Consider the following 24,990-nt stretch of genomic DNA (forward strand, 5'->3'; position numbering starts at 1 on the left):
TTTGACAAACTGACGTCCGGTATGAAGGGAAGGTTCCCGTTTTCGAATGAATAAGGTCATAAAAGATCTGCGCTTAAAAGAAGTACGCAGATCTTAACGGATAATACACGCCTTTTGCGACACCCTCTTTACGGCGGGGAGCAGTCACCCTTATGATCCTTATATTCATAAGTTGCCGACAAATTTTCAGGTGGTTTGGGATCGGCAGGTTTAGGGGGATTGGGAGGTGTTGGTTTGCTGTTAATTTCATCTTTAATTTTATTGATAATGCTACCTATGATAGCCGCTCCCGCGGCTCCCGCTGCTACGCCTCCGGCAGCGGCTAAAGCTTCTGCACCGCTCTGGATTGTTTCTGTTAGTGCGCTGTCAACCAATCCCTCACACAGTAACGTCATGGCATAATCAGCGGCTTTTTCGGCGGCTGTCAACGTTAGAAAGGTAGCGATAGCTTCACGATTTTCCAATAGCCCTTTAACAAAAGATTCAGCCGCACTTTTCAGCGCTTCACCGATAGCATTAGGTAATTCCTCTAAGGAGAGGTTGTTTGGCAGCAAAAACTCTACGGTTTTTGGGAAGGAGAGAGTAACGAAATCCGTTCCTGCCATTGTCATGGTATATTTACCGTTTAACACAAAATACAGTTGGTCGTTCTGGCTAGAATTGTCTGTCTTAGTACTAAACGACGGGGAAATAGAAAACCGGGATGTGAGTAAATGTTCATTGACAAATTGGGTTAATTGGCCGCAATTGGAACCTTTATTGCGTGAGAGTTTCTTTAATTCTTCTATAAAATTAATAAACTGGTTGTTATCTAAATTAAACGCAGGCCAGTCAGTAATTTCAAATCCTTCGCTCTTACTATAGGAAAAACCTAATTTCGTTGGATTAGGTAACAAAGGAGAAGAAATTTTATCCGAGGACAATGAGCCACTGATTTTTAATTTCCCGGTTTTATCTTTTTTACCTGATATTTCTACATTTAAACCGAAATCATGTTTAAAAAACAGCAACCCACAGCGAAAGACGAATTTATTTTCTTTGACGGTAGAGAAAAGCAGGGTTGGACCGGGGGCCTGCTCAAAACCGGTAATTTGAAGTACAAATAATGAAATTGGATTAAGTAGCTGGATCTCTGCATTGACGCCTTCTTTGGTAATTTGTATATCCCCCATGAGCTGCAAAGTTTCAATCAGTGTAATGTCAAACAGGGCATGGAGGTGAAATCCTGGTTGATAATGGGTGATATCCTGATTTAATAACAGAGACTTTTCGGCTAAAGAGGAAATAATAGCATTTTCCTGTTTAATATCACCGTCTGTTTCGCGCCGGTAATAAAGGTTGCTACCCTGATGAAAAACGATATCGATAAAATGACTTGGCCAGGAGAAATTAGAATCATTGAATGATGCCTCAAATATACCATGTATCGATAAATCTTGATTGATAGCGATTGAAGCTAATATGGGGGCATTATCTAGAAAATAAAGGCGTCCACTTAATGCCGGTAGTTTTGCATAATTAATTGTTCCCTCTACCCAATATAATCCAACTTTAGGTTGTTTCTTTTCTGGCATGGCAAAGGTGTAATTAATGCCAAAAGATAAATCACCAAATGTGACGCCAGTCATTCTTCCGTCAAAGGGCTTATCAATAGTGCTTTTTGAGTTTTCGTGACAGATTTTTAAAGATGCCTGTACTTGCTTTTCGTCTACGCTTAAAGCCCCGTCAAAACAGTACGTTTTCTGGAACAAATCTAATGTGATAGTGCCTGCTATTTCATATTTGGCGTAATTATCAAACTGATATTTAAGTATTAAATTATTGAAACCAAAAATTTTAAATAGCTTGAAATCAGGAAGAACGGCAGTATAGCGGCTTTTTTTAATTGATTCTCCTGCGGATATTCCCCGATCCAAACGCCCACTGATCGAGATATCAGCCTGTGGTAGATCGCCATCTTTAACGCCAATCTCAATTAAGTTGTTAAATAAATAATTGCCTTTTAAACGCAAGGTTAGCCAGAAGGTACAACTATGGGATACCGGCGTTTCCATTTCTGTCACTGACTTTGGCAAAGGTATTTGTGGAAAAATGTTACACAGTTTCTCTGCTTCTGGTGGATTGGCGTGATTGGAGAAAGTAAAAAACCCCGCATCTTGTATTAATAACGGGGCTTCTTTCTCAGGTAAATCAAGATGAAAAGCATGGTTGAGTAATTTAAAGATATTGAGATTGTCAGCTCCTGCTTGTTTTGCAGTCATATCAATATAGATGAGAGAATAACTGTTGAATAAAGCAAGCTGGCATTGCATTGGGCTACGCATTTCGCCATCAAATATTTTGCACCAATCAAAATGGGCGTCAATCTCAAATCGTGTTCCCATATTTTACCTCAGATAGTGAAATGTATAGCTAAGGCTATGTTATTTATGGTTATAAACGCATAGCCTTATGGTTAATATTGAGCGGATAATTTAGGCTTATTTATTTTTATCTTGGTCTTTACCTTTATCTTCGTTTTTATCTTGGTCAAACTTCTTGTCTGTTTTGTTGTATTTACCTTCGGAAACAACAACATTAAGATTTTCCACCACCTTATCAACACCTGTTTCTTTCAATAATGAACTTGGTGGTGCAACGGCAACATAAATATGATTTGCATTACCGATAGCGACTTCTAATAAAGTATTTGCAGGTTGCTCACCTTTTTCGGGTGAAACTACACTAAAAAGAAAAGGTGCTTCAGGAGTCGGGGTTGCTGATGGAATATTTAAATCAACGTTATAACTGTCTTGACCAAGTTTAAGCTTGACTGATATGACGGCGCTTAGACCACTCATTGTTATTCTCCCAATGGGTATGTAATAGTCGGGAATCCATCTTTGGTCTGATGGAAACATTCTGTCACTTTACTTCTAGGAATAGTTTAATCGAAAATCTAATTCGCTAAATAATCTATTTAATTAAATGTGATGAATGTCTATATAATGATTGTGATCTTAAAGTGGCATTGTTAAGTGAATTAAATTTCATTTAAACATAAATAATTGAAGGGTTGGTTTTATTATTTTCTGCTATATGAAATTAATGTTCTTATATTTAAATATATTATTTTCATAATTAAATTATCTTACGAAGAAAAGATTAATAACGAGTACTTTTATGTTACCTGACTTTCTTGGCGCTTTATAATTGCTATGAATAGATAAAGCCAGCATGTTTGCACGTGTATTGCTACGAGATTGACATAAACGCACTTTTGCAATGCTGGCTTTTGTTTCAGTATTAATCTCATTTTAATACGTTAATGGTTGATTCTTTCTGTTTGATAACGATATATGTCGCCATCAGGAATAAATATCAGCCGGTGAGTAATGCATTGCGGCGCGTCTTCCTGATGATGAGAAACAAACAGCAGTTGCGTATCACCGTCAGCGATCATGATATCAATGAAACGTAATATTAATTGGCGGTTGAGTGGATCAAGCCCTTGCAGAGGTTCATCAAGGATCAATAAAGCCGGATGTTTAACCAGTGCGCGAGCTATTAGAACCAGCCGTTGTTGTCCCCATGAAAGGCGCTGAAACGGACCGTTGGCAATTTGAGTGGATAATCCCAGTAAAGCCAGCCATTCATCAGCAAGTTGCTGTTGGCGATCCGATACTGTTTGATAAAGACCGATTGAATCGAAGAAACCGGATAGAATCACATTACGAACGCTGATACTGACACGATATTCCAGATGAATGCTGTTGCTGATATAGCCAATATGGCGTTTGATATCCCAAATAGTTTCGCCGCTACCGCGTTGGCGGCCAAAAAGGATCAGCTCATTACTATAGCCTTGAGGATGATCTCCGGTAATCAGACTCAAAAGCGTTGATTTTCCGGCGCCATTTGGGCCAATAATTTGCCAATGTTCACCTGGATTAACTTGCCAATCTAGCCCATGCAAAATGGGTTGATCATTATATTGAACGATACCGTTACGTAGGATAATCAGAGGCTGATCGGGCGGTAATTGATCATCGACAGGAAATTCATCTGTTTCAGGTAAATGAATACCTTCCAATTTTTCACTGTGAGCCAGTTGAGCCACCAGCGAATCCTCCATTACCTTTTCTTTGATGCCAACAGAGGTTAACTGGCAATCCGCGAGTACGCCAATCTGATCAACAAAATCTGGGATTTCATTAAATCGGTTAAGGATAAGTACCAAAACGATTCCTTTTGATGACAATTTTTCCAGTAATTCAGCGAATTGACCACGAGCGAATAGATCAAGGCCATTAAAAGGTTCATCAAGAATCAGCAAGTCAGGTGAAGCCATCAGTGCCTGGCAAAGTAATGTCTTGTGGGTTTCGCCGGTAGAGAGATATTTAAAGCGACGAGAAAGTAAATCCATAATACCGAACTGTTTTGCCAGCTTTAGGCAAAGTTCATTATCTTTATGATAAAGTTGGATAATTTCTGCCGCAGTGCGGCCGGTATCATCTTCATCATCACTGAGCATATCAGTATTATTGCGTTGCCATTCTTCTTCCGTCAGTTTTTGTAATTGTTCTTGAGAAACGCGGGCGCACCTGTGAAATGAGCAATTTCGTTCGCCGGAAAGTAGAACGAGTTCGTTTGAAAGCGCACGGGCCAATGATGATTTTCCGCTACCATTAGCGCCAATAAAAGCCCAATTTTCACCAGAGGTTATTTTTAGTGATGATAACTGCAAGGTTCGAGTATCACTTAAACGGAAACAGCCTTGCGTTATTTGCAATTCAGACATCTTTTATTCCTTTTTAAGCAACGCAAATATCTTTCCACAAATAAGCGGAATGCCACAGAATGTCAATATTAACTTTTAATTAACATTTAACACCGGACACTAAGGGATGTGTAAGGTACGTAATGCCATGATATCCCTGGATATTCTGAATTGTTCAGTGATAATAGCCGCAATTCTTAACACAGAGTTGCAATAATCACCTGGTCAGCATTAAAAAGTGCAGTGATTTTATCTCCAGGATGTAGTTTCAGGTTATTGACTTCTTGATTGGGCAGAGTAGAACAGAGGATTTCACCACTATCAAGGGCAATAATAATTTCTGTGTTCTCTTCCCCCGTTTCAAGGTTACTGATCTGCCCTGTCAGGGCATTGTCGAAATGACCGATAGAAAATCGCTCTCTAGTGAGTTTCACCCAAGGCGCTTTAATGAGCGCCAATACCTCCTTACCTTTTACCAAGCCAAGACGGTTAGCACTTTGTTCTGTTAATGCCGCATTCAGTGATGTTTGACCATCTGACAGCAAGATGCGGACATGCTGTTGCACCTGATTATGGTCACGGTCAGTAATTGTGCCAAAAAATTGGTTACGGGCGCTGGTTTGCAGAGAAAAACGGGAAATCGCAGCTAACAGGCTATCGAGGGGAAGTTGGTCATCTTTTAGCACATCAAAGGCTTTTTGCTGAATTTGTGTCAGTAGATCGTAAAGTTGCAACAGACGTTCGCCGTAGTGGGTAAGATTTGCCCCGCCGCCTCCTTTACCGCCTGTAGCACGATCCACCACTATTTCATCTGCTAACTGATTCATTTCGTTAATAGCATCCCAGGCGCTTTTATAGCTGATCCCCGCCAGTTTTGCCCCCTGGCTGATAGAGCCGGTTACTTTAATCTGTTTAAGTAATAATATTCGCCGTGGATCGGCGAATAACCGTTGTTGTAATTTCAGTGTCAATAGAATTTCGGCTTGCATAATAGTTTTTTTCAGGAAATATAATCGTAAATTTTTATTGGCTAACCCACAAAAACGCACGTTTAGCCGGTTACTGTTGTTTGTCTTTTGTCTAGAATAGTACTAATTATAGCGGTATTACCCGCTATGGTTAAAAATGTGTTATGTTTCTGGCTCATTAAATGAGCCATTATGTGAGGCTACCATGTTTGAGTTGATTAGAAGTATGGCTTTTGCCCTGGTCATGGTACCGGTGGTGATGGCTGGAATTTTAGGTTTAATTTATGGTCTTGGGGAATTGTTTAATATCGTTTCCCGTATTGGTCGTTCTGAAAAGTAAAACTAATATTTCTTTTACACCAGATGCTATTCCGATTACCCGGTGATTTACCGGGTAATTTGTCTTAATTAATTATAATTAGTTCCATTTTATTCATCTGGTTTTTCTATTATAGCATTTTAATTCGAATTAAATTAGATAGTAAAAGTTGCTCACAATTTGCCGATTAATATTGGAACACTCTTCCATTTAGCGCTATATCTTGTTATACACAACGAACTAATGGGTAGGAAACAGGTGGAAAACAAATGAGAAAGAGTTTTGGCAAACTGCTAGTCGGCGTTGTCGTTTCTTTTGCTTTGACGTGGCAAGTGTGGGCTGCGGAAAAAGTCACGTTGTTCGCGGCAGCCTCGTTGACTAATGCACTTGATGATATTGCACTACAGTATAAGCAAAAGACAAAAGGTGAAGTGGCGGCTTCTTATGCTTCATCTTCTACTTTGGCACGCCAGATTGAGCAAGGTGCGCCGGCAGATATTTTTATTTCCGCTGATCAACAGTGGATGGATTATGTTGCCGGGAAGAAGCTGATTATTGATGAAACTCGGTTGACTATGTTAGGAAATCAACTCGTTCTGATTGCGCCGAAAGCGAGCAGGCTCAATAAAGTTGACATTAATAAAGAAACCAAATGGAAATCTTTGTTAGAAGGCGGCCGTCTTGCCGTTGGCGATCCCGATCATGTTCCTGTGGGTATTTATGTTAAAGAGTCTCTGCAATATTTGGGAGCATGGGAGACGGTTAATCCTCTGCTAGCGCGTACCAGTAATGTACGCAGCGGTCTGGCGTTGGTGGAACGTGCTGAAGTTCCGTTGGGTATCGTTTATGGTTCAGATGTCGTTGCAAGTGATAAAGTCAAAGTGGTGGGGATCTTCCCGGAAGAGAGCCACAAACCTATTGAGTACCCAATGGCGATTATTAAAGACCATAGTAATCCTGCCGTTCTCGATTTTTATGAATATTTGAAAACCCCTGAAGCCGTTGCAATTTTTAAACGTTACGGTTTTCACCCACTTTAGGAATGGATTTTTTGGTGATGTTGAGTGAATACGAATGGCAGGCCATCATCCTGAGTCTGGAAGTTTCAGGTATGGCGGTATTACTGAGTCTGCCATTTGGGATCTTAATGGCGTGGATTCTTGCTCGTTTCCAGTTTCCCGGTAAATCGTTACTCGACAGTATGATCCATCTACCGCTGGTGTTACCGCCAGTGGTAGTGGGTTATTTGTTGTTGATCAGTATGGGGCGTCGTGGATTTATCGGTGAATGGTTATATGACTGGTTTGGGATCAGCTTCGCATTTAGTTGGCGTGGCGCCGCATTGGCTTCTGCTATTGTTGCTTTTCCGTTGATGGTCAGGGCGATACGTCTGGCGTTGGAAGGTGTCGATCGACGACTGGAACAGGCCGCTCGTACTTTGGGAGCGAATCCGTTGAAGGTATTTTTTACTATCACATTGCCGCTCTCTTTGCCTGGGGTTATTGTGGGCACTGTTTTGGCATTTGCCCGTTCATTGGGTGAATTTGGCGCAACTATCACTTTTGTATCCAATATTCCAGGCGAAACGCGGACGATCCCTTTGGCGATGTATACCTTGATTGAAACCCCCGGAGCAGAAACTGCCGCGGCTCGTTTGTGTGTCATTGCCATTATTCTGGCGTTGATGTCACTGATGGTTTCTGAATGGTTAACCCGTTGGGGAAGGAGACGTTTGGGAGCAACATGTTAGAGCTGGATTTTGAGCAACAACTCGGTGATTTTCATTTACAGGTCAATACACAGCTACCCACTGAGGGGATCACGGCTGTTTTTGGTCTTTCAGGCGCTGGGAAAACTTCACTGATAAATGTTATTGCTGGTTTGATACGTCCACAGAAAGGGCGGATTGCTCTTAATGATCATGTGTTGGTTGATATTGAAAAAGGTACCTGCTTACCACCAGAGCAACGCCGTATAGGCTATGTTTTTCAGGATGCCCGGCTTTTTCCTCATTATCGAGTAAAAGGTAATCTTCAATACGGGATGTCTCCGGTGATGAAGCCGGAATTTGAGAGCATTGTTAGTTTGCTAGGGATTGAGCACTTACTATCTCGTTTTCCTCTTACCTTATCCGGCGGTGAAAAGCAGCGGGTTGCTATCGGTCGAGCTTTATTAACGGCACCTGATCTGTTGTTAATGGATGAACCATTGGCATCGCTGGATCTTCCCCGTAAAAGAGAACTCCTGCCTTATCTTGAAAGGCTTTCTGGAGAGGTCAATATCCCGATTTTGTATGTCAGCCATAATCTGGATGAGATTTTGCACCTGGCGGAAAATGTACTCGTCATGGATAACGGCAAAGTCAGGGCAACAGGAAAATTGGAAGAGGTTTGGTCCAGTAGTGCATTACGTCTTTGGTTACAAAAAGAGACCCTTAGCAGTATTCTGAATGTTTCAATGGTTGAACATCATAATCGTTATGAAATGACAGCGGTGGCGCTCGCTGACCAGGCTTTATGGTTGCCGAAAATGGATGTTCAACCGGGAACCGATTTGCGTATCAGAATAGATGCGTCAGATGTTTCATTAGTACTGGAACCGCCGCGCGGCAGTAGTATCCGTAATATTTTAGCTGTGAAAGTGGTTGAGTTCTTTGATGATAATGGACACGTTGATGTCAAATTGGTGTTGAGTGGCCACTATTTATGGGCAAGAATCACTCCGTGGGCAAGGGATGAACTTAATTTGCGGTCTGGGCAGTGGCTTTATGCTCAGATAAAAAGTGTTTCTCTTAATCGGCAACCGTAGTTTCTGTTTATTAAGAAGCGATTCGTAAATTGGTAGCCACTGGAAGCAATCGGATCGCTATAAATAATTTAAATAATAACGGGGAACCTAGCTAAGGATTACCCCGATAGTGTGGTTTTGTGGGTTTATAGAACATACTTGCGAATAACTTCGGCAATACCTGGCTGAGTATTATCCAGCGTCACCAGATCGGCTCGTTCTTTGATAGCATCTACACTGTTACCCATAGCGACACCGAGTCCTGCGGCTTCCAGCATACTCAGGTCATTAAAGTTATCACCAAAGGCAATAACATCTTTCATCCTCATGCCTTGAGATTCAACCCACTGTTGCAAACGCATACCTTTGCTGTTACCTCTCTTGCTAATATCCACCTGATCGAACCATGACCATTCACACGAAAGACCTGTGTCATTTTCGATTTGTGCAGTTACTTCCCGCAGTTTTACTAAATCAGGAGAGCTGGTGGCAAATTTCCAAATAGACTGTACTTCATCAATAGCATGCTGAAAGCTATCAACATGTCGCATAGTTGGACGTTGAGATTCAGGTAGGGTTTCAGACCATTTTATGGTACGGACAACTGTGTCATACGGTTCTTCATATAACATGGCGTCATCCACATACATTAGACGGTGAATATCTGTGTTTTTTAAGTGGGAGAGAACTTTTATAGCTTCTTGAGATGACAGCGGATCTGAGGCTAATACTTTCTTTTCATGGTAATCATACAGATAAGTACCATTACAGCAGATGGCAGGAGTATCGAGTTGCAAAGCCTGATAAAAAGGGTGGATAGCGACATGATGACGGCCAGTGGCGATCAGCACCTTAATACCAGCTTTACGTGCTTCATTTAGTACAATGAGTGATTCTGGCAGGATATTTTTTTGAGGATCGAGTAGTGTACCATCCAGATCCAGCGCAATGATGCGATATGACATAAATTAGCCTCATAACTATATATAATATAAGGATATTACATTGAAACTGAATAAAGCTACACCAATTGTGCGGTGAGTTTAACCGATAAAACCAATCGAGTCGTTACAGCGCAATAAAATGGTAATAGATAATTAAGGAGTGAAGATGAAACAAGTAGTTTATACGGCGAGTCCAAACAGTTGTCAGATTCATGTTTGGAGCCTGAATAATGAAGGTGAGTTATCACTCATTCAGACAGTTGATGTACCGGGAGAAGTACAACCAATGGTGGTTAGCCCGGATCGTAAACATCTTTATGTTGGCATCCGACCACAATTCAGTATTGTCACTTACCAGATTGGCTCTGGTGGGGAACTGGTACAACAGGGGATTTCATCAATACCGGGTAGCCCGACTCATATCTCTACAGATAAACAAGGTCGCTTTCTATTCTCTGCCTCCTATAGTTATAACAATCTGAGTGTCAGCCTAATTGACGAACAGGGGATTGTGGGTGAACCGGTTCAGGTTATTGAAGGTTTGCAAGCACCGCATTCAGCTAATATTGACTGGGATAATAAACAACTATTGGTTCCTTGTCTGAAAGAAGATCACATCCGTATTTTTGAGATGGCAGAAGAGGGTTATCTGACAGAAAAGCGTGCTGAGGAAATCACTACGGCAATGGGGTCGGGTCCTCGTCATATGGTATTTCATCCAAATCGGCAGGTGATTTACTGTATTAATGAGCTGGATTCTACGGTGGATGTTTATCGCAAGTGGGAAAAATACCGGACTATTCAGACGATTGATTCATTACCGGCGGATTTAGCGGGTGTTCGTTGGTCTGCGGATATTCATATTACACCGGATGGTCGTCACCTTTATACCAGTGAACGGACTTCAAGTTTGATCAGCCATTTTGTTATTTCACAAGATGGTCTTAATTTGACGTTGGCAGGACACTATAAAACCGAAACTCAGCCGCGTGGTTTTGCTATTGATCACAGTGGAAAATATCTGATTGCATCCGGTCAAAAGTCTGACCATATTTCAGTCTCTTCTATTGATCAATATACCGGTAAATTGACTGAATTGACGCGCTATCCAGTAGGTAAAGGCCCAATGTGGGTAACGGTGCTGGCTCTGTGAATTTGATAAGATTGTTGGGTGTTAACGGTGATCGTGTGTGCTGGTTACGGTTTAGTCTGGTAGACATTGATGTAAATAACCGGTAGTTACCAGCTCAAGTTTGAGCTAATACAACTCCAAATTTCGCAGTCATACAACCGGACAGATGCAAAAATGGTTTCCTGTGTCTGCTCGGTTGCTCTAAACTCATCTGCTAAATTTTCTGGTCATTTATGTTGCAAAATTTCTTGTGAAAGTTTTCTACAAGATTTTTGCATTGAAATTGCCATTTTCGTCGGATTGTACATGCAGAAATAAATTTGCAAACAGTTTTTCACTATGATTTTTTGCGCTTATTTATGGTTAGCCACGCTAATGAAGTTAAGCTTGTTCAACATTTTTTGCATTGGGATATTGATTTTTACTCGCTTCTGGAGTAAATCTCACTAGTGTTCCAGTACTATAGTTTTGAATATTATTTTTCATGTCCTTAGAGTTGGCAAAAAATATAGTTTTATCCTTTTGGCTTTTTATTAAGGCATATCGGGTATCGACTATTTTTACTATTTCTCCTATATGAGTAACATCTAGTTTATTTTCATCCCCCCATCCTGTTATTATTGGTAGAGATGATAGCCCCGTGGGTAATTGTTTATTTTTCCAAAGAGAATGAATACTGCATAATTCACTCATCTTGATGTTATTTTCAATAATGGATAACAGTTTTAAATTAGATGGATTGATCCACCTGATAACCTTTAAGCACTTCTCATAACTTTCAACAACATTATTAATTATGTGTTCCATTTGGTATGCATTTTTAGAGCGCCACAAAGGTTCATGATGTGACAACCGATTTCGGATCTTGTTGATTTCTTTTAACTCATTGCCGATACTATTAATAGAAAGGGGGCGCTGAGTTTGTGTATCTAGAGCATATGGAAAAACTAATCCACGAAGTTCAGGCCATAATGTCAGGTATGAATTTCTTTGTATATCGTAACTATTATTTACCATTGATACCCAAAAACCTAGTGTAAGTTTTGCAATATAATTCTCTGGGGTTAATGCTTTCCCATCTTTTTGTAGTTGCCTTGTTGCTGACAAAATGTTCCTATATGTTTCAGCATTATTTTTTTGAGTGAAGACATTAATAAACCAGAATTTATCAATCTTGTTTTTTTCTACTTGCCATTGTGCTTGGTTAAATGTGTTTTCAATTTTTATCTCTTCATAACGGATATATCCTTGATAAATGGCGTTGCGTAGGGAGACCTCGATAATTTGGAGTGCGGGGAAAAAAGCACTGGCAAGTTGTTTGTTCCACAGATAGATGCCCAAGCATTCTTCTTTTGTCATTCCACCTAATACAGGAAGCTGATAGGTAGAAAATCTGTAACTCGATAGTGAATCTATAATTGTCGTTATGGTCATAGTTGTTCATTTCCCTGTAGAGTTGTTTAACTATACCTACATTAAGGCTTGCTTTATATTCTATGTAAAGCTGGTGTTGACATTTTTGCCGATTTGCTGGATGATCTTTACCCAGAGGTAACTCTACTTGTGTAAGCACCCGCCCCTACTCATTGCGAAGGTCGGAGTGTGAAGAAATTTTTCAAAAAAGGCTCCTAATTGGGAGCCTTTTTTGATCAAGCCGGAACTTAGCAAAAACCGCCGTAAACCCTTGCCCAGTGCGGGCGGGGATATCAGGCGAAAAGCCCAGAGGGCTTTAGGGCTGGCGACTCCGACGTCTCCTGACTGGATTGATATCTGCCGGTAAAACAGGCTAAAATCAATGCACTTTCTCAATGAGCGCTGAACATGCTAAGAGCGACCAAAGTCCGCATCTACCCTACACCCGAACAGGCCGGGTATCTTAACGGCCAGTTCGGCGCGGTCCGTTTTGCATACAACAAGGCGCTGCACATCAAAAAGCATGTCTACAAACATCACGGCGTAAGTTTACATCCGCGCAAAGACCTCAAACCGCTCCTGGCGGTCGCGAAGCAATCCCGTAAGTATGCTTGGCTCAGGGCATATGATTCTATCGCGTTACAGCAGGCGGTGATCAATCTGCATACCGCGTTTGATAATTTCTTCAATCCGAAGTTGCGCGCCCAACTTCCCACATTCAAACGCAAACAGGGCAAGCAGTCCAGCTATCACTGTGTTGGGGTGAAAGTGCTGGAGGGCGCAGTGAAGATCCCGAAATTGTCACCGATAGAGGCCCGTATACACAGAAAAATTGAAGGGAAAGTGAAGAGCATTACGCTCTCTCGCACCGCCACGGGAAAATATTTCGCCGCTATCCTGTGTGACGACGGCAGGGAGGTGCCGGAAAAGCCGGATGTTATCACCCGCGTGACCGGGTGTGATATGGGGTTGTCCCACTATCTTATCGAGTCTACCGGGGAGAAGGTCAATAACCCGCGTCACCTTATCAACGCCGCCCGTAACCTGCGTCGTAAACAGAAATCGCTGTCCCGCAAACAACAGGGCAGCGCTAACCGCGGCAAGGCCCGATTACGTCTGGCGGCCGTCCATGAGCGGGTAGCCCATGCCCGCGCCGATTTTCAACACAAACTCTCTCGGACAATAGTTGACGAAAACCAAGCGATCATTGTTGAGACACTGAAATCGGCCAACATGATGAAGAATCACCACCTTGCCCGCGCTATCGGTGATGCGGGCTGGCATGGCTTCATCAAGAAACTGGAATACAAAGCCGCAGCGGCGGGCGTTCATCTGGTCAAACTGGATCAGTGGTTCGCCAGTTCGAAAACCTGTCATTGCTGCGGTCACAAAATGCCGGAAATGCCGCTGCGTAAGCGGATCTGGCAATGTGCTTGCTGTGGTGTTGAACATGACCGCGATATCAATGCGGCGATCAACATCCAGCGCAAGGGCATAACAGAATTACAGGCGGCGGGACTCGTCGTCTCTGCCCACGGAGGCCAGCGTAAATCCGTTGCATCGACGGTGGCGGCCTGAGAAGTGGGAAGCCTCGCCGTTTTTTACGGCGGGGAGCAGTCACCTTTATTAACTGCTCAGTAATAAATTCAGAAGAATTTATTTAATAAAGAAAAATTACAAATTTATTGAACCAGAGACAGCCTTTGTCAGGCGTGAAAGTTGCTCCGGTTGAATAATATAAGGCGGCATCAAATAGATCAGCTTGCCAAATGGTCTTATCCAGACACCTTGAGAAACAAAATGGTGTTGTAACACCGCCATATTCACGGGTTGCTTCATCTCCACGACGCCAATTGCACCTAATACCCGAACATCAGCCACTTTTGCATGGTGTTTCAGTGGCATCAACTCACTCTTTAATTGGTTTTCAATTGATTTAATACGTTGTTGCCAAGGGCTGTGTAATAACAGTTTCAAACTGGCTTCTGCCACGGCACAAGCTAATGGATTGCCCATAAACGTTGGGCCATGCATAAAACAGCCTGCTTCACCATTGCTAATTGTTTCGGCCACCTTACGGGTTGTCAGTGTTGCTGATAGTGTCATATAACCACCTGTCAGCGCTTTTCCTACACATAAAATATCTGGCTCAATTTCAGCATGTTCACAAGCAAACAATTTTCCTGTGCGGCCAAAACCGGTGGCAATTTCATCCGCAATTAATAGAATCTGATGCTGATCACAAAACATTCTGACCTGACGCAGATATTCAGGATGATAAATTCGCATGCCTCCAGCACCCTGTACGATAGGTTCAAGGATCACCGCGGCGATATCACGGGAATGCTGCTCCAGCAAAGTACGAAATGGCATGATATCCCGTTCGTCCCATTGAGCATCAAATCCGCACTGAGGCGATTCGGCAAACAGATGGGGTGGCAGATAGCTTTTGTAGAGATTATGCATTGAATTGTCGGGATCACAGACCGACATAGCGCCGAATGTGTCACCGTGGTAACCGTGCCGTAATGTCAAAATACGCTGACGTTTCTCACCTTTTGCTTGCCAGTATTGCAATGCCATTTTTAACGCCACTTCTACCGCAACGGAACCTGAATCCGCCAGAAAGACACATTCCAGTGAGGGTGGGGAGATTGCTGTTAATTGCCTGCAAAGTGCCACTGCGGGTGGATGAGTAATGCCGCCAAACATGACATGGGACATCTGATCAAGCTGAATTTTAGCGGCTTGGTTCAAAACCGGATGATTATATCCATGAATAGCGGCCCACCAGGAAGACATGCCATCCACCAGCTTACGGCCATCAGACAACTCTAGTTCCACTCCAGAAGCGCCAACGACAGGGTAAACCGGAAGAGGGTTGGTCATGGAGGTATAGGGATGCCAAATATGGCGTAGATCAAATTCAATATCGGAAGCAGTCATAAGGTTTGATGTAAACTAATTTACTTAAAATTGGTTGACAGTATAGCGGCATTATTTAAACTGGCTACACTTTTTTCACACTGGAGATGTTATTGTGATTGAGCGTAAGCAATGGACAATTAAGCAGGCGCAAGAGCTGTTTGATAAACCTTTTTTCGAATTATTATTTCAAGCACAACAGGTTCATCGTATCTATTTTGACCCACAGCAAGTACAGGTTAGTACACTACTTTCCATCAAAACCGGGGCTTGTCCGGAGGATTGTAAATATTGCCCGCAAAGTTCCCGTTACAAAACAGGTCTTGAAAAAGAGCGGTTGATGGAAGTGGAACAGGTGATTGATTCTGCTCGTAAGGCCAAAAATGCCGGCTCGACACGTTTTTGTATGGGTGCCGCGTGGAAAAATCCCCATGAGAGGGATATGCCTTATCTGGAAAAAATGGTTAAGGAAGTCAAAGCACTGGGAATGGAAACCTGCATGACGCTGGGTATGCTCAATGGTTCACAAGCACAGCGACTGGCGGAGGCAGGATTAGATTATTACAACCACAACCTTGATACCTCCCCGGAATTTTATGGCAACATCATTACCACTCGAACCTATCAGGACAGATTGGATACCCTTGATAAAGTACGTGAAGCAGGAATAAAAGTGTGCTCTGGTGGTATTGTCGGTCTGGGTGAAGCGATCCGTGATCGGGCCGCGTTATTGGTACAACTGGCAAATCTGCCAAAACCGCCGGAGAGTGTACCCATCAACATGTTGGTTAAAGTCAAAGGTACGCCGTTGGCTGAAAACGAAGATGTAGACCCTTTCGATTTTATCCGCACGATTGCTGTTGCCAGGATCATGATGCCGTCTTCTCATGTCCGGTTATCCGCAGGTCGTGAACAGATGAATGAGCAGACACAAGCGATGTGTTTTATGGCTGGCGCTAATTCTATTTTCTATGGTTGTAAGTTGCTCACTACACCCAACCCTGCGGAAGATAAAGACTTACAACTGTTTCGCAAGCTGGGTATTAATCCTCAGCAGACTCAGACGGCATTCGGTGATAATCAGCAACAGCAGTATTTGGCAGAAGCCATCATCAATGCAGATAACGAACAATTTTATAACGCGGCATTATAATGGATTGGTCAGCTTATCTTTCCCGGCAATTGTCTGAGCGTCGGGATACTTCTCTATGGCGTCAGCGGCAGGTCAATCAGAAATCGGATGGACGTTTCCTGTATACCGTTGATGACAAATATCTTAATTTTTCCAGTAATGATTACCTTGGATTAAGTGCCAATTCCGCAGTCATTGCTGCATGGCAGCGGGGAGCTGAACAATATGGCGTTGGCAGTGGGGGATCAGGTCATATTGCGGGTTATACAAAAGCCCATCAGCTATTGGAACAGCAATTAGCTGACTGGTTGGGTTATCCAAAAGCATTACTGTTTATTTCTGGATATTCTGCGAATCAAGGGGTCATTGCCGCGTTAATGATGAAACAGGATCGAATTATTGCCGATCGTCTGAGTCATGCTTCATTAATGGAAGCGGCAATGTATTCTCCGGCTCAATTACGGCGTTTTCTTCATAATCAACCTGAATCACTTGCAGATTTATTGGCAAAACCCTGTATTGGTAAGACGCTGGTGGTGACGGAAGGTGTATTTAGTATGGATGGTGACTGTGCACCGTTGGCAGATATTCATCAGCAAACCAAGGCTTCTGGAAACTGGCTAATGGTGGATGATGCTCATGGTATTGGTGTCTGTGGTGAGCAGGGAAGGGGAAGTTGTTGGCAACAGAAAGTCAAACCAGAAATCCTGATTGTTACTTTTGGTAAAGCATTTGGGTTGAGTGGCGCCGCGGTACTTTGTGATGAACAGACGGCAGAATATCTGGTTCAGTATGCCCGTCATCTGATCTACAGCACTTCTATGCCTCCTGCGCAAGCACAGGCGCTTTCGGAAGCTGTTCGGCAGATACAAGCTGGTGATGAATTACGTCAACGATTGCAACAGAATATCAATTACTTTCGTCAGCAGGCGCAGAAATTACCCTTTAATCTGACCGATTCAACCACAGCGATTCAGCCATTGATTGTGAGTGATAATGAACTGAGTATCTCCTTATCCCGGTATTTGCAACAAAAAGGGATTTGGGTTACAGCCATTCGTCCACCAACAGTGCCGCCGGGCAGTGCCAGATTACGTATTACTTTGACGGCCAGCCATACGCTACAGGATATTGATATGTTGATGGAGGTGTTGCATGAGTTCCGTAGTTGAATTTGTTAATAAACAGGCGATTGCCGGAGCATTTGGTCGAGCAGCCGCCAACTATGATGTGGTTGCGAAATTACAGCAGCAAGCCGGTGAATTCCTCATGCAACAAGCCGATGGGCATCCTGGTAAGTTAGTCTTGGATGCCGGTTGCGGTACGGGGTTTTTTAGTCACCGCTGGCGGCAACAGGGGAAGCAGGTTATTGCATTGGATTTGGCGTCAGGTATGTTGATTCATGCCCGTAAACAGTTGGCGGCTGACTATTATTTACAAGGGGATATTGAACATTTAGGGCTTGCTGATAGCAGTGTTGATATCTGTTTCAGTAATCTGGTTGTTCAGTGGTGTGAGAATTTATCCAGCGCTTTAAGAGAACTTTATCGGGTAACACGTCCTGGTGGATTGATTCTGTTTTCCACCTTGGCTAAAGGTTCATTACATGAATTGAAACAAGCCTGGAGCGTGGTTGATAACTACCAGCATATTAATCACTTCCTGCCGCAGCAGACGATTAAAGATGCGTGTCGGGGATTCCGGCATTGTCTTATTAGTCATGTTTATCGCCAACAATATTCTCATATATTGCCGCTATTGGGTTCGCTGAAAGGGATTGGCGCGACTCACCTTCATTATGGGCGTCAGCAGGGGCTGATGACGCGTGGGCGGCTGACCGCTCTGGAACAGGCTTATCCACGAGAAAATGAACATTTGCCTCTTAGCTATCAAGTTGTCTTTGGAGTGATTTATCGTGACTAAGCGCTGGTTTTTGACAGGTACAGATACTGAGGTGGGTAAAACAGTTGTAAGTTGTGCTTTGCTACAAGCGGCAGCTAAAGCAGGATATAAAACAGCAGGTTATAAACCTGTCGCTTCCGGTAGTGAAATAACACCGGCAGGTATTCGTAATTCCGATGCGCTGGCATTGCTGGCAAATAGTTCTGTGCCTTTGCAATATGAAGAAGTGAATCCGTTAGTATTTATTGAAGCAACATCACCCCATATTGCCAGCGATGACCTGAATCAACCTATTGATTTTACTGTTATGTCTGCGGGGTTGCGTCAGTTAGAAAAGAAAGCGGACTGGGTTTTAGTTGAGGGCGCTGGTGGTTGGTATACCCCTTTATCGCAATCGGCGACTTTTGCTGACTGGGTGGTTAAAGAGCGATTGCCGGTTATTTTGACCGTGGGGGTAAAACTGGGCTGTATTAATCATGCGATACTTACCATGAAGGCGATTATAGGTTCGGGGTTACATTTTGCAGGTTGGATAGCTAATGAAGTTGAACCCGCAGGCAAACGCCAACAAGAATATTTGGCGACATTAGAGCGTATGTTACCCGCTCCTTTATTGGGTAAGATTCCTCATTTAACCCAAGGATATTTTAATCATTTAGGGGAATATATAGATTTAAACTTACTGGTTAATTGAATTATTAATCTGCAAATTTAATCTGGTGGAATTTGATTTTAATGTCACGATAAATGATTACACTATTCATATCTATATTTTTGATAATGAATATATGGGTTTTACTGCCAGTTATGTATAACAATTTATTTTAGGACAATATGCCGGAATGGTGTTCCGGCATAAAAATGATATTTTTCAATGGTTTTTATATATTCTGACAAAGGCGGATATCCATTCATACTTCGGCAAGTTTTTTATTCACTGGAGCATCTGTTGGGCGGTTTATATAATTCCTGAATATCTTTCTTACCAGGTAAATAGGTCCTACACCCAGGATAGAATAAGCCACTTTAATGAGGAACTGGGCGATAATCATTTCTTTTATGATATCTATACCGAGAACACCATAGAAAGCAATGGAACAGAATATTATACTGTCGAATGCTGAGGCGATAACGGTACTGGTTATTACTCGCAGGAAAAGATACTTTGAATTGGTGAGAGATTTTATTTTGCAAAGGAGATACGAATTTATATTCTCAGAGATGAAATAAGCAAGAGATGATGCCAGTAATACAGATACAATACTATTGACTATTCCATTATAAGTTGCACCAAACTCCCATCCAGGAACACCCGGCATCAGCGCGGTTCCCCAAAGCCCGAGAACAAATAATAGGTTCGCTGCGAAAGAGATAATAATCGTTCTTCTTGCCAGACGTAATCCATAGAATTCGTTCAGAATATCGACCAGTAAGAAGGTAATAGGGTAAATAAAAACGCCAGGAGGCGTGACGATATTAAGGATCGGGATATGAATGGGCTTCACGCCACATATGGTGGAGAAAATATAGATAACACTGAGTGCGATGCTAATGAGCAAATAGGCTTGCCATGAACGCTCATGACGATCCCCAAGTTCATAAGCTGTTACGATATTACTGTGGCTGTATAATTTCCTGTATATCGTACTGAGTTCATGCCTGCTCAGGTCTTCTGAGATATCACTGTCGGCTAGTTCTTTTAACCCCATAGTAATGGTCTTGCCTGTCGCTAGTACCATGACGTTTGCCGATAATTTACCGTATCTTGTGAATCCCAGTAATTTAAACTTCTGATTTGCGGTCATTTATAGTCTTTCTCCTACGATATAGCCTAAGAAATGAGCATTTTTGTAGGGTTTCCTATCGAGGTAATCATCATTTCTCTCTTGCCGGATAAAGAACCCAATTCCCTTAGCGTAATACAATAATGGCGTATTGGTGACTAATGCGGGGGGACGTTTTATCAGGATCACCTCGCCGGGAATGAATGTATCCTCTATTGCCGATTCAACTTTAAGAGCCAGCATGTTTGATTCATCACCAAAAAAATAGGTAAGAGGATATTCGGTAACAAGCTGACCGATTTTTTTCTCAGAAATGGCTAAAAATTCAGATTGTGGAATGATAGGGATAGCCGAAGGGTTTTTATTGCCTTCGGTTGAGAGTGTTTCGTTGAGGCGTTCTAATTGTTCAAGGTCATAATATTCTATTTCTTCACAGGAAACACCGAAAAAATCGGAGATTCGAAGAATAGTAGATTGTTGAACGTTATTGACTTGTCCTTCCAGGATTTTATAAATGGTGGTGCGGGTTAATCCTGTTCGATTGGAAAAAGAACTCTTGGTTTCTCCACGGGTACGTATCAAATATTCTATATTTTTAATGATATTTGTTTTTCGCTGTGCATTAGACGTTTTCATGAGAATCCTTTATATAAAGATAACAGCTATTACTATATATTACTTGATGATATTGTCCAGTGTGAAAAAACCACTCATTGTGATAATTTATTGATTTTACTTTTAATATCTTAATTTTCTGATGATCTATATTAGCACATCCTATATCAGAAAATGCTCATGGATTTACATTTATATTCTAAAAATGAAAGTTAAATCATGTAATTAAGTGAAATTCATTATAAAGTTTACACAAAACTGAACTTTATGTTTATTTTTGTGTTGACTTTATGGATTTTATTATAATAATGTTAAGTTGTGTTGATGTGTTTTTGGGTCATCAGATAGCATCAAACAAAATATTATTCTTATTATAAATCTCTCGGGGAAAGAGCTACTTTATCCTTCGAGTTTGGAAGTGGGTTATTTCTTTTAGCACTAGGGAATATCAAGAAAACAGAGGAAGTGAAATAAACATTAGGACTGAAATTAGTAAATTAATAAAATGATAACACGGTTAAAACACCAGGAAATGGCAGTATAAAGATGCTTTGGAACAGCAATCGATTGAAATTGTGAATGATAGATACAGAGTAGTTTTTCGATCGGAGATAGCCAACAGAATATTGGACGTTTTACGAGGGCAATGTCGATTTGATATTTGTGTATCTATCATTTTTTTACGTGTTCGCGATGGGGCTCATTTTGTAAAATAGGAGATATACTGATGTAAATTCATTAATTTATCAATAACATACATTAATATCCTAATTAAAAAACGGATTTTGTTCATGCCAATTAAGCCAATTATTGTTTTTGGTAAATATTTATCGGCATTGTCTATAGGTAATTGTTTATAGGTATTATTTGTTGGCATTGTTTATTGACAGCATTGTTTATTGACATAGTAAAAATAGTCAAAAACGCTGTTGATGATATTGAATCTGCTATTGCTAAAAGCGCAGGAAGCAGAGAAGCCTACTTTCTACTTAGGTAACACACAACTCTCCTCTTGAGTAACAGATTTCCATACAGAAAACTGTTCACCGGTTATCTCTTATTGAATAAAAATTCTAATCTAATGCTGCATTGTTTCCTGCTGATTGACGAGGAAAATATGGTTTTTTGTAGCCATCATACAGAAAAATATGATGATTATCTACCTTTAATATTGATAATATTGAACGAATATAGTTTATTGATGTTTAATTTCCATAAGAAAATTTTTACTTTTCTAGAAAAGTTATTCATTTTTTTGCAATGAATAACTGAGATAAAGGTTAAAAAAACAGTAAAAATTTTTATCGATAGAGAATACCTATTTTGTGGCATGATGTTGCAACCTCGTACAGTTAATAGGGTTTGTAGAGTTATCCACTATTCCTGTGGATAACCTTGTGTATTAGACTTAGAAAAGTGACGCAACGCAAGAAAATACGCGGCTTGAGTCAAGGTTGATGTTATTCTCGTCTTTGTTTTAATCCTTTTAAATATCAATAAGATAACTAAAATCAAGCCCTGTCTGGCCAGTGATGATGCTCCATGTTGTCACCTTTCAGCGGATCATATAAAAAATGGAAAAATCAAGATAATTTGGGGATAAAATGGCATTTATTTTGATATCAACGCATGTTTAATTGATAGGAAAGTGACCTAATTAAGTCCGTTTTTATAAAACCAACTTGAAGCTGGTTTTTTATCCAGTATTATATGTGCATTAATGTTAGGAAAGTGAGATACCGATGACTAAGGTGTTCAAATTACATTCTGACTTCCAACCGGGCGGTGATCAACCAGAGGCTATCCGCCAATTACAGGAAGGCTTAGAAGATGGGCTTGCCCACCAGACTTTGCTAGGGGTAACGGGGTCGGGTAAGACATTCACTATCGCTAATGTGATAGCCAATTTAAACCGACCAACGATGGTACTTGCTCCGAACAAGACACTGGCGGCTCAACTTTACAGTGAAATGAAGGACTTTTTCCCAGAAAATGCCGTAGAGTACTTTGTTTCTTACTACGATTATTATCAACCGGAAGCTTATGTGCCAAGCTCCGATACTTTTATTGAAAAAGATGCTTCCGTAAACGAACACATTGAGCAAATGCGTTTGTCTGCTACCAAGGCTTTGCTGGAGCGGCGAGATGTGATTGTTGTCGCGTCTGTCTCGGCGATTTATGGTTTGGGTGATCCCGATAGTTACCTAAAAATGATGCTTCACCTGACTAACGGTATGATTATCGATCAACGTTCCATTCTGCGGCGTTTGGCTGAATTGCAATATACCCGTAATGATCAGGCATTTCAGCGAGGGACATTTAGGGTACGCGGTGAAGTGATTGATATCTTTCCGGCTGAATCTGATGAGCATGCCCTGCGCGTTGAGCTATTTGATGATGAAGTAGAACGGTTATCACTGTTTGATCCGCTAACAGGGCAGATTCAATATCATGTGCCGCGATATACTGTTTATCCAAAAACTCACTATGTTACTCCGCGTGAACGTATTATTCAGGCAATGGAAGCGATTAAAATTGAGCTTGAGCAGCGGCGTAAGGTATTACTGGCAAATGGTAAATTGCTGGAAGAGCAACGTATTACGCAGCGTACTCAATTCGATTTGGAAATGATGAATGAATTGGGTTATTGCTCCGGTATTGAAAACTATTCCCGTTACCTCTCTGGCCGTGCTGAGGGGGAGCCGCCGCCGACACTGTTTGATTATCTCCCTGCTGATGGTTTGCTGGTAGTGGATGAATCGCACGTTACCATCCCGCAAATTGGTGGGATGTACCGAGGAGATCGCTCCCGCAAAGAGACGCTGGTGGAATATGGTTTCCGTATGCCTTCCGCGCTGGATAATCGCCCACTTCGGTTTGAAGAATTTGAGGCGCTGGCTCCACAGACAATTTATATTTCGGCTACGCCGGGCAAATATGAATTGGAAAAATCTGGTGGCGATGTGGTGGAACAGGTGGTGCGTCCTACTGGCTTGCTTGATCCGGAAGTAGAGGTGCGTCCTGTCGCAACGCAGGTTGATGATTTATTGTCTGAAATTCGCATCCGGGCGGTGAAAAATGAGCGGGTGTTGGTCACCACATTGACTAAGCGAATGGCGGAGGACTTGACGGAGTATTTAGAAGAACACGGTGAACGGGTTCGTTATTTGCATTCGGATATTGATACTGTCGAACGTGTGGAAATTATTCGGGATCTTCGTTTAGGTGAGTTTGATGTATTAGTGGGGATTAACTTGCTGAGGGAAGGGCTGGATATGCCGGAAGTTTCTCTGGTAGCCATTCTGGATGCGGATAAAGAAGGTTTCCTGCGCTCTGAGCGTTCATTAATTCAGACGATTGGGCGTGCTGCCCGTAACTTGCATGGTAAAGCGATTCTTTATGGCGATAAGATAACTGATTCAATGGCGAAAGCGATTGGTGAAACGGAACGCCGGCGTGCTAAACAGCAGGTATTTAATGAAAAACACGGCATTATTCCAAAAGGTCTGAATAAGAAAATTGGTGATATTCTGCAAATCGGGCAGCCGACGAATGGCAAAGGGAAAGGCAGAGGTAAAGCTGTCGCCACAACGGAAACATTCAGCAAACTGTCTACCAAAGAGCTGGAAAGCAAAATCCGCGAGCTGGAAGCGAAGATGTACCAGCATGCGCAGGATCTTGAATTCGAGCAGGCGGCGAGTGTTCGGGATCAGGTTCAGGCATTGCGTGAGCAATTTATTGCCAATTCTTAACAATTGCCCCGTAAATCTTGGCCCAATGCGAGGATGTCGCAAAAGGCCAGCATTGAAAATAAACCCGCAGAGATTTATTGCCTGTTATTGGGAGTGACAACCCATGACAGGCTAAATTTTTCGATTGAAAAATGAGCTATTGAGCGATTTATTAATCAAAGAATTCAATATGAAAAATCGGCATTGATAGCGATTAATTAGCCATTTTGCGTGACATTAATCACATTTTCTCATATTCATCTGATAAATATCGTGATCTTGTGGTCATATATTTAGAGAGCGAAATTCTCTGTTATCTGTCTCCACTCCATCCTACTCAGTTGGAAGCGGTCTGTTGTTCTCTCTAACGCCACGTATTAAATGATGGCTGTTTTACGCTGTCATTTTTTTACCGTGGAACAGACCGGCGCTATTTAAAAGAGCCGCATGTCATGGCTCGTTTAATGGCTTCTTGCATAGCTTCTTGCGTTATCCCCATCTCAGGATAATGGCTCAATTATGTAGGGTTTCAAATATGGATGGATTAGTTTTCACCTGCCGAATTGGCGTACTGCCCCA

General features: G+C 41.8%; 21 protein-coding genes. 12 read left to right on the plus strand and 9 right to left on the minus strand.

The window, feature by feature from the left end; all coding sequences use genetic code 11:
- Positions 1 to 128: 128 nt before the first annotated feature.
- The 4 genes from EAE93_RS22820 to modE all read right to left on the minus strand — a co-directional run bounded on the left by EAE93_RS22820 (position 129) and on the right by modE (position 5,748).
- Positions 129 to 2,384 carry a hypothetical protein gene (locus EAE93_RS22820; RefSeq protein ID WP_214040616.1) on the minus strand — a complete coding sequence of 752 codons (2,256 nt, stop codon included), beginning with the start codon at positions 2,382 to 2,384 and terminating at the stop codon, positions 129 to 131.
- 96 nt (positions 2,385 to 2,480) lie between these two features.
- Positions 2,481 to 2,840 (minus strand): hypothetical protein, encoded by a 360-nt coding sequence (locus tag EAE93_RS22825; protein ID WP_044467153.1) that lies wholly within the window; start codon positions 2,838 to 2,840, stop codon positions 2,481 to 2,483.
- Positions 2,841 to 3,304: 464 nt separating this feature from the next.
- Entirely contained in the window at positions 3,305 to 4,780 is a 1,476-nt protein-coding gene (modF, locus tag EAE93_RS22830) for a molybdate ABC transporter ATP-binding protein ModF (protein WP_214040617.1), read from the minus strand.
- Positions 4,781 to 4,956: 176 nt separating this feature from the next.
- Positions 4,957 to 5,748 carry a molybdenum-dependent transcriptional regulator gene (modE, locus tag EAE93_RS22835; protein ID WP_036812908.1) on the minus strand — a complete coding sequence of 264 codons (792 nt, stop codon included), beginning with the start codon at positions 5,746 to 5,748 and terminating at the stop codon, positions 4,957 to 4,959.
- A gap of 184 nt (positions 5,749 to 5,932) precedes the next feature.
- On the opposite strand from modE, the gene EAE93_RS22840 reads away from it, so the two are divergent.
- The 4 genes from EAE93_RS22840 to modC all read left to right on the plus strand — a co-directional run bounded on the left by EAE93_RS22840 (position 5,933) and on the right by modC (position 8,854).
- Complete coding sequence (locus tag EAE93_RS22840; RefSeq protein WP_071647086.1) at positions 5,933 to 6,067, plus strand: AcrZ family multidrug efflux pump-associated protein; 135 nt, start codon at positions 5,933 to 5,935, stop codon at positions 6,065 to 6,067.
- Positions 6,068 to 6,315: 248 nt separating this feature from the next.
- Positions 6,316 to 7,086 (plus strand): molybdate ABC transporter substrate-binding protein, encoded by a 771-nt coding sequence (modA, locus tag EAE93_RS22845; protein ID WP_110087189.1) that lies wholly within the window; start codon positions 6,316 to 6,318, stop codon positions 7,084 to 7,086.
- A 14-nt stretch (positions 7,087 to 7,100) separates the two neighbouring features.
- On the plus strand, positions 7,101 to 7,796 hold the full coding sequence (modB, locus tag EAE93_RS22850; protein WP_105396574.1) for a molybdate ABC transporter permease subunit: 696 nt from the start codon (positions 7,101 to 7,103) through the stop codon (positions 7,794 to 7,796).
- Positions 7,790 to 8,854, plus strand: coding sequence for a molybdenum ABC transporter ATP-binding protein ModC (gene modC / locus EAE93_RS22855; RefSeq protein WP_214040618.1), 1,065 nt, complete (start codon positions 7,790 to 7,792; stop codon positions 8,852 to 8,854). The genes modB and modC overlap by 7 nt, the downstream gene beginning before the upstream one ends.
- A 125-nt stretch (positions 8,855 to 8,979) precedes the next feature.
- Here modC and EAE93_RS22860 read toward each other — a convergent pair whose 3' ends face one another.
- The gene (locus EAE93_RS22860; RefSeq protein WP_110087191.1) at positions 8,980 to 9,798 is read right to left on the minus strand and encodes a pyridoxal phosphatase; all 819 of its coding nucleotides are present in this window, start codon (positions 9,796 to 9,798) and stop codon (positions 8,980 to 8,982) included.
- A 145-nt stretch (positions 9,799 to 9,943) separates the two neighbouring features.
- On the opposite strand from EAE93_RS22860, the gene pgl reads away from it, so the two are divergent.
- The gene (pgl, locus tag EAE93_RS22865) at positions 9,944 to 10,930 is read left to right on the plus strand and encodes a 6-phosphogluconolactonase (RefSeq protein WP_214040619.1); all 987 of its coding nucleotides are present in this window, start codon (positions 9,944 to 9,946) and stop codon (positions 10,928 to 10,930) included.
- Between the two features lie 360 nt (positions 10,931 to 11,290).
- Here pgl and EAE93_RS22870 read toward each other — a convergent pair whose 3' ends face one another.
- The gene (locus EAE93_RS22870; protein ID WP_036812928.1) at positions 11,291 to 12,343 is read right to left on the minus strand and encodes an Abi family protein; all 1,053 of its coding nucleotides are present in this window, start codon (positions 12,341 to 12,343) and stop codon (positions 11,291 to 11,293) included.
- A gap of 211 nt (positions 12,344 to 12,554) precedes the next feature.
- On the opposite strand from EAE93_RS22870, the gene EAE93_RS25175 reads away from it, so the two are divergent.
- Together EAE93_RS25175 and EAE93_RS22875 are read left to right on the plus strand one after the other, a co-directional pair.
- Positions 12,555 to 12,689: a hypothetical protein gene (locus tag EAE93_RS25175; RefSeq protein ID WP_256448172.1), complete on the plus strand. Its 135-nt coding sequence runs from the start codon at positions 12,555 to 12,557 to the stop codon at positions 12,687 to 12,689.
- A 41-nt stretch (positions 12,690 to 12,730) separates the two neighbouring features.
- On the plus strand, positions 12,731 to 13,900 hold the full coding sequence (locus EAE93_RS22875; protein WP_214040620.1) for an RNA-guided endonuclease InsQ/TnpB family protein: 1,170 nt from the start codon (positions 12,731 to 12,733) through the stop codon (positions 13,898 to 13,900).
- A 96-nt stretch (positions 13,901 to 13,996) separates the two neighbouring features.
- Here EAE93_RS22875 and bioA read toward each other — a convergent pair whose 3' ends face one another.
- On the minus strand, positions 13,997 to 15,268 hold the full coding sequence (gene bioA / locus EAE93_RS22880; protein ID WP_214040621.1) for an adenosylmethionine--8-amino-7-oxononanoate transaminase: 1,272 nt from the start codon (positions 15,266 to 15,268) through the stop codon (positions 13,997 to 13,999).
- 94 nt (positions 15,269 to 15,362) lie between these two features.
- Between bioA and bioB the strand changes: the two genes are divergently transcribed.
- Genes bioB through bioD form a run of 4 tightly spaced genes read left to right on the plus strand, consistent with a single transcriptional unit; the run spans position 15,363 to position 18,975 of the window.
- Complete coding sequence (bioB, locus tag EAE93_RS22885; RefSeq protein WP_036812938.1) at positions 15,363 to 16,400, plus strand: biotin synthase BioB; 1,038 nt, start codon at positions 15,363 to 15,365, stop codon at positions 16,398 to 16,400.
- Complete coding sequence (bioF, locus tag EAE93_RS22890) at positions 16,400 to 17,551, plus strand: 8-amino-7-oxononanoate synthase (RefSeq protein ID WP_214040622.1); 1,152 nt, start codon at positions 16,400 to 16,402, stop codon at positions 17,549 to 17,551. The genes bioB and bioF overlap by 1 nt, the downstream gene beginning before the upstream one ends.
- Positions 17,535 to 18,302 carry a malonyl-ACP O-methyltransferase BioC gene (gene bioC, locus EAE93_RS22895; protein ID WP_214040623.1) on the plus strand — a complete coding sequence of 256 codons (768 nt, stop codon included), beginning with the start codon at positions 17,535 to 17,537 and terminating at the stop codon, positions 18,300 to 18,302. The genes bioF and bioC overlap by 17 nt, the downstream gene beginning before the upstream one ends.
- Positions 18,295 to 18,975: a dethiobiotin synthase gene (bioD, locus tag EAE93_RS22900; protein ID WP_105399554.1), complete on the plus strand. Its 681-nt coding sequence runs from the start codon at positions 18,295 to 18,297 to the stop codon at positions 18,973 to 18,975. The genes bioC and bioD overlap by 8 nt, the downstream gene beginning before the upstream one ends.
- 217 nt (positions 18,976 to 19,192) lie before the next feature.
- Here bioD and EAE93_RS22905 read toward each other — a convergent pair whose 3' ends face one another.
- Together EAE93_RS22905 and EAE93_RS22910 are read right to left on the minus strand one after the other, a co-directional pair.
- Positions 19,193 to 20,086, minus strand: coding sequence for a queuosine precursor transporter (locus EAE93_RS22905; RefSeq protein ID WP_036780706.1), 894 nt, complete (start codon positions 20,084 to 20,086; stop codon positions 19,193 to 19,195).
- The gene (locus EAE93_RS22910) at positions 20,087 to 20,701 is read right to left on the minus strand and encodes a helix-turn-helix domain-containing protein (protein ID WP_036780707.1); all 615 of its coding nucleotides are present in this window, start codon (positions 20,699 to 20,701) and stop codon (positions 20,087 to 20,089) included. It lies immediately after the preceding gene.
- Between the two features lie 1,721 nt (positions 20,702 to 22,422).
- On the opposite strand from EAE93_RS22910, the gene uvrB reads away from it, so the two are divergent.
- A complete protein-coding gene (uvrB, locus tag EAE93_RS22915) occupies positions 22,423 to 24,432 on the plus strand; it encodes an excinuclease ABC subunit UvrB (RefSeq protein WP_040152713.1) in 2,010 nt (669 codons plus the stop codon).
- Positions 24,433 to 24,990: the final 558 nt, after the last annotated feature.

The sequence above is a fragment of the Photorhabdus akhurstii genome (assembly GCF_018448925.1).
Classification (GTDB): Bacteria; Pseudomonadota; Gammaproteobacteria; order Enterobacterales; family Enterobacteriaceae; genus Photorhabdus; species Photorhabdus akhurstii.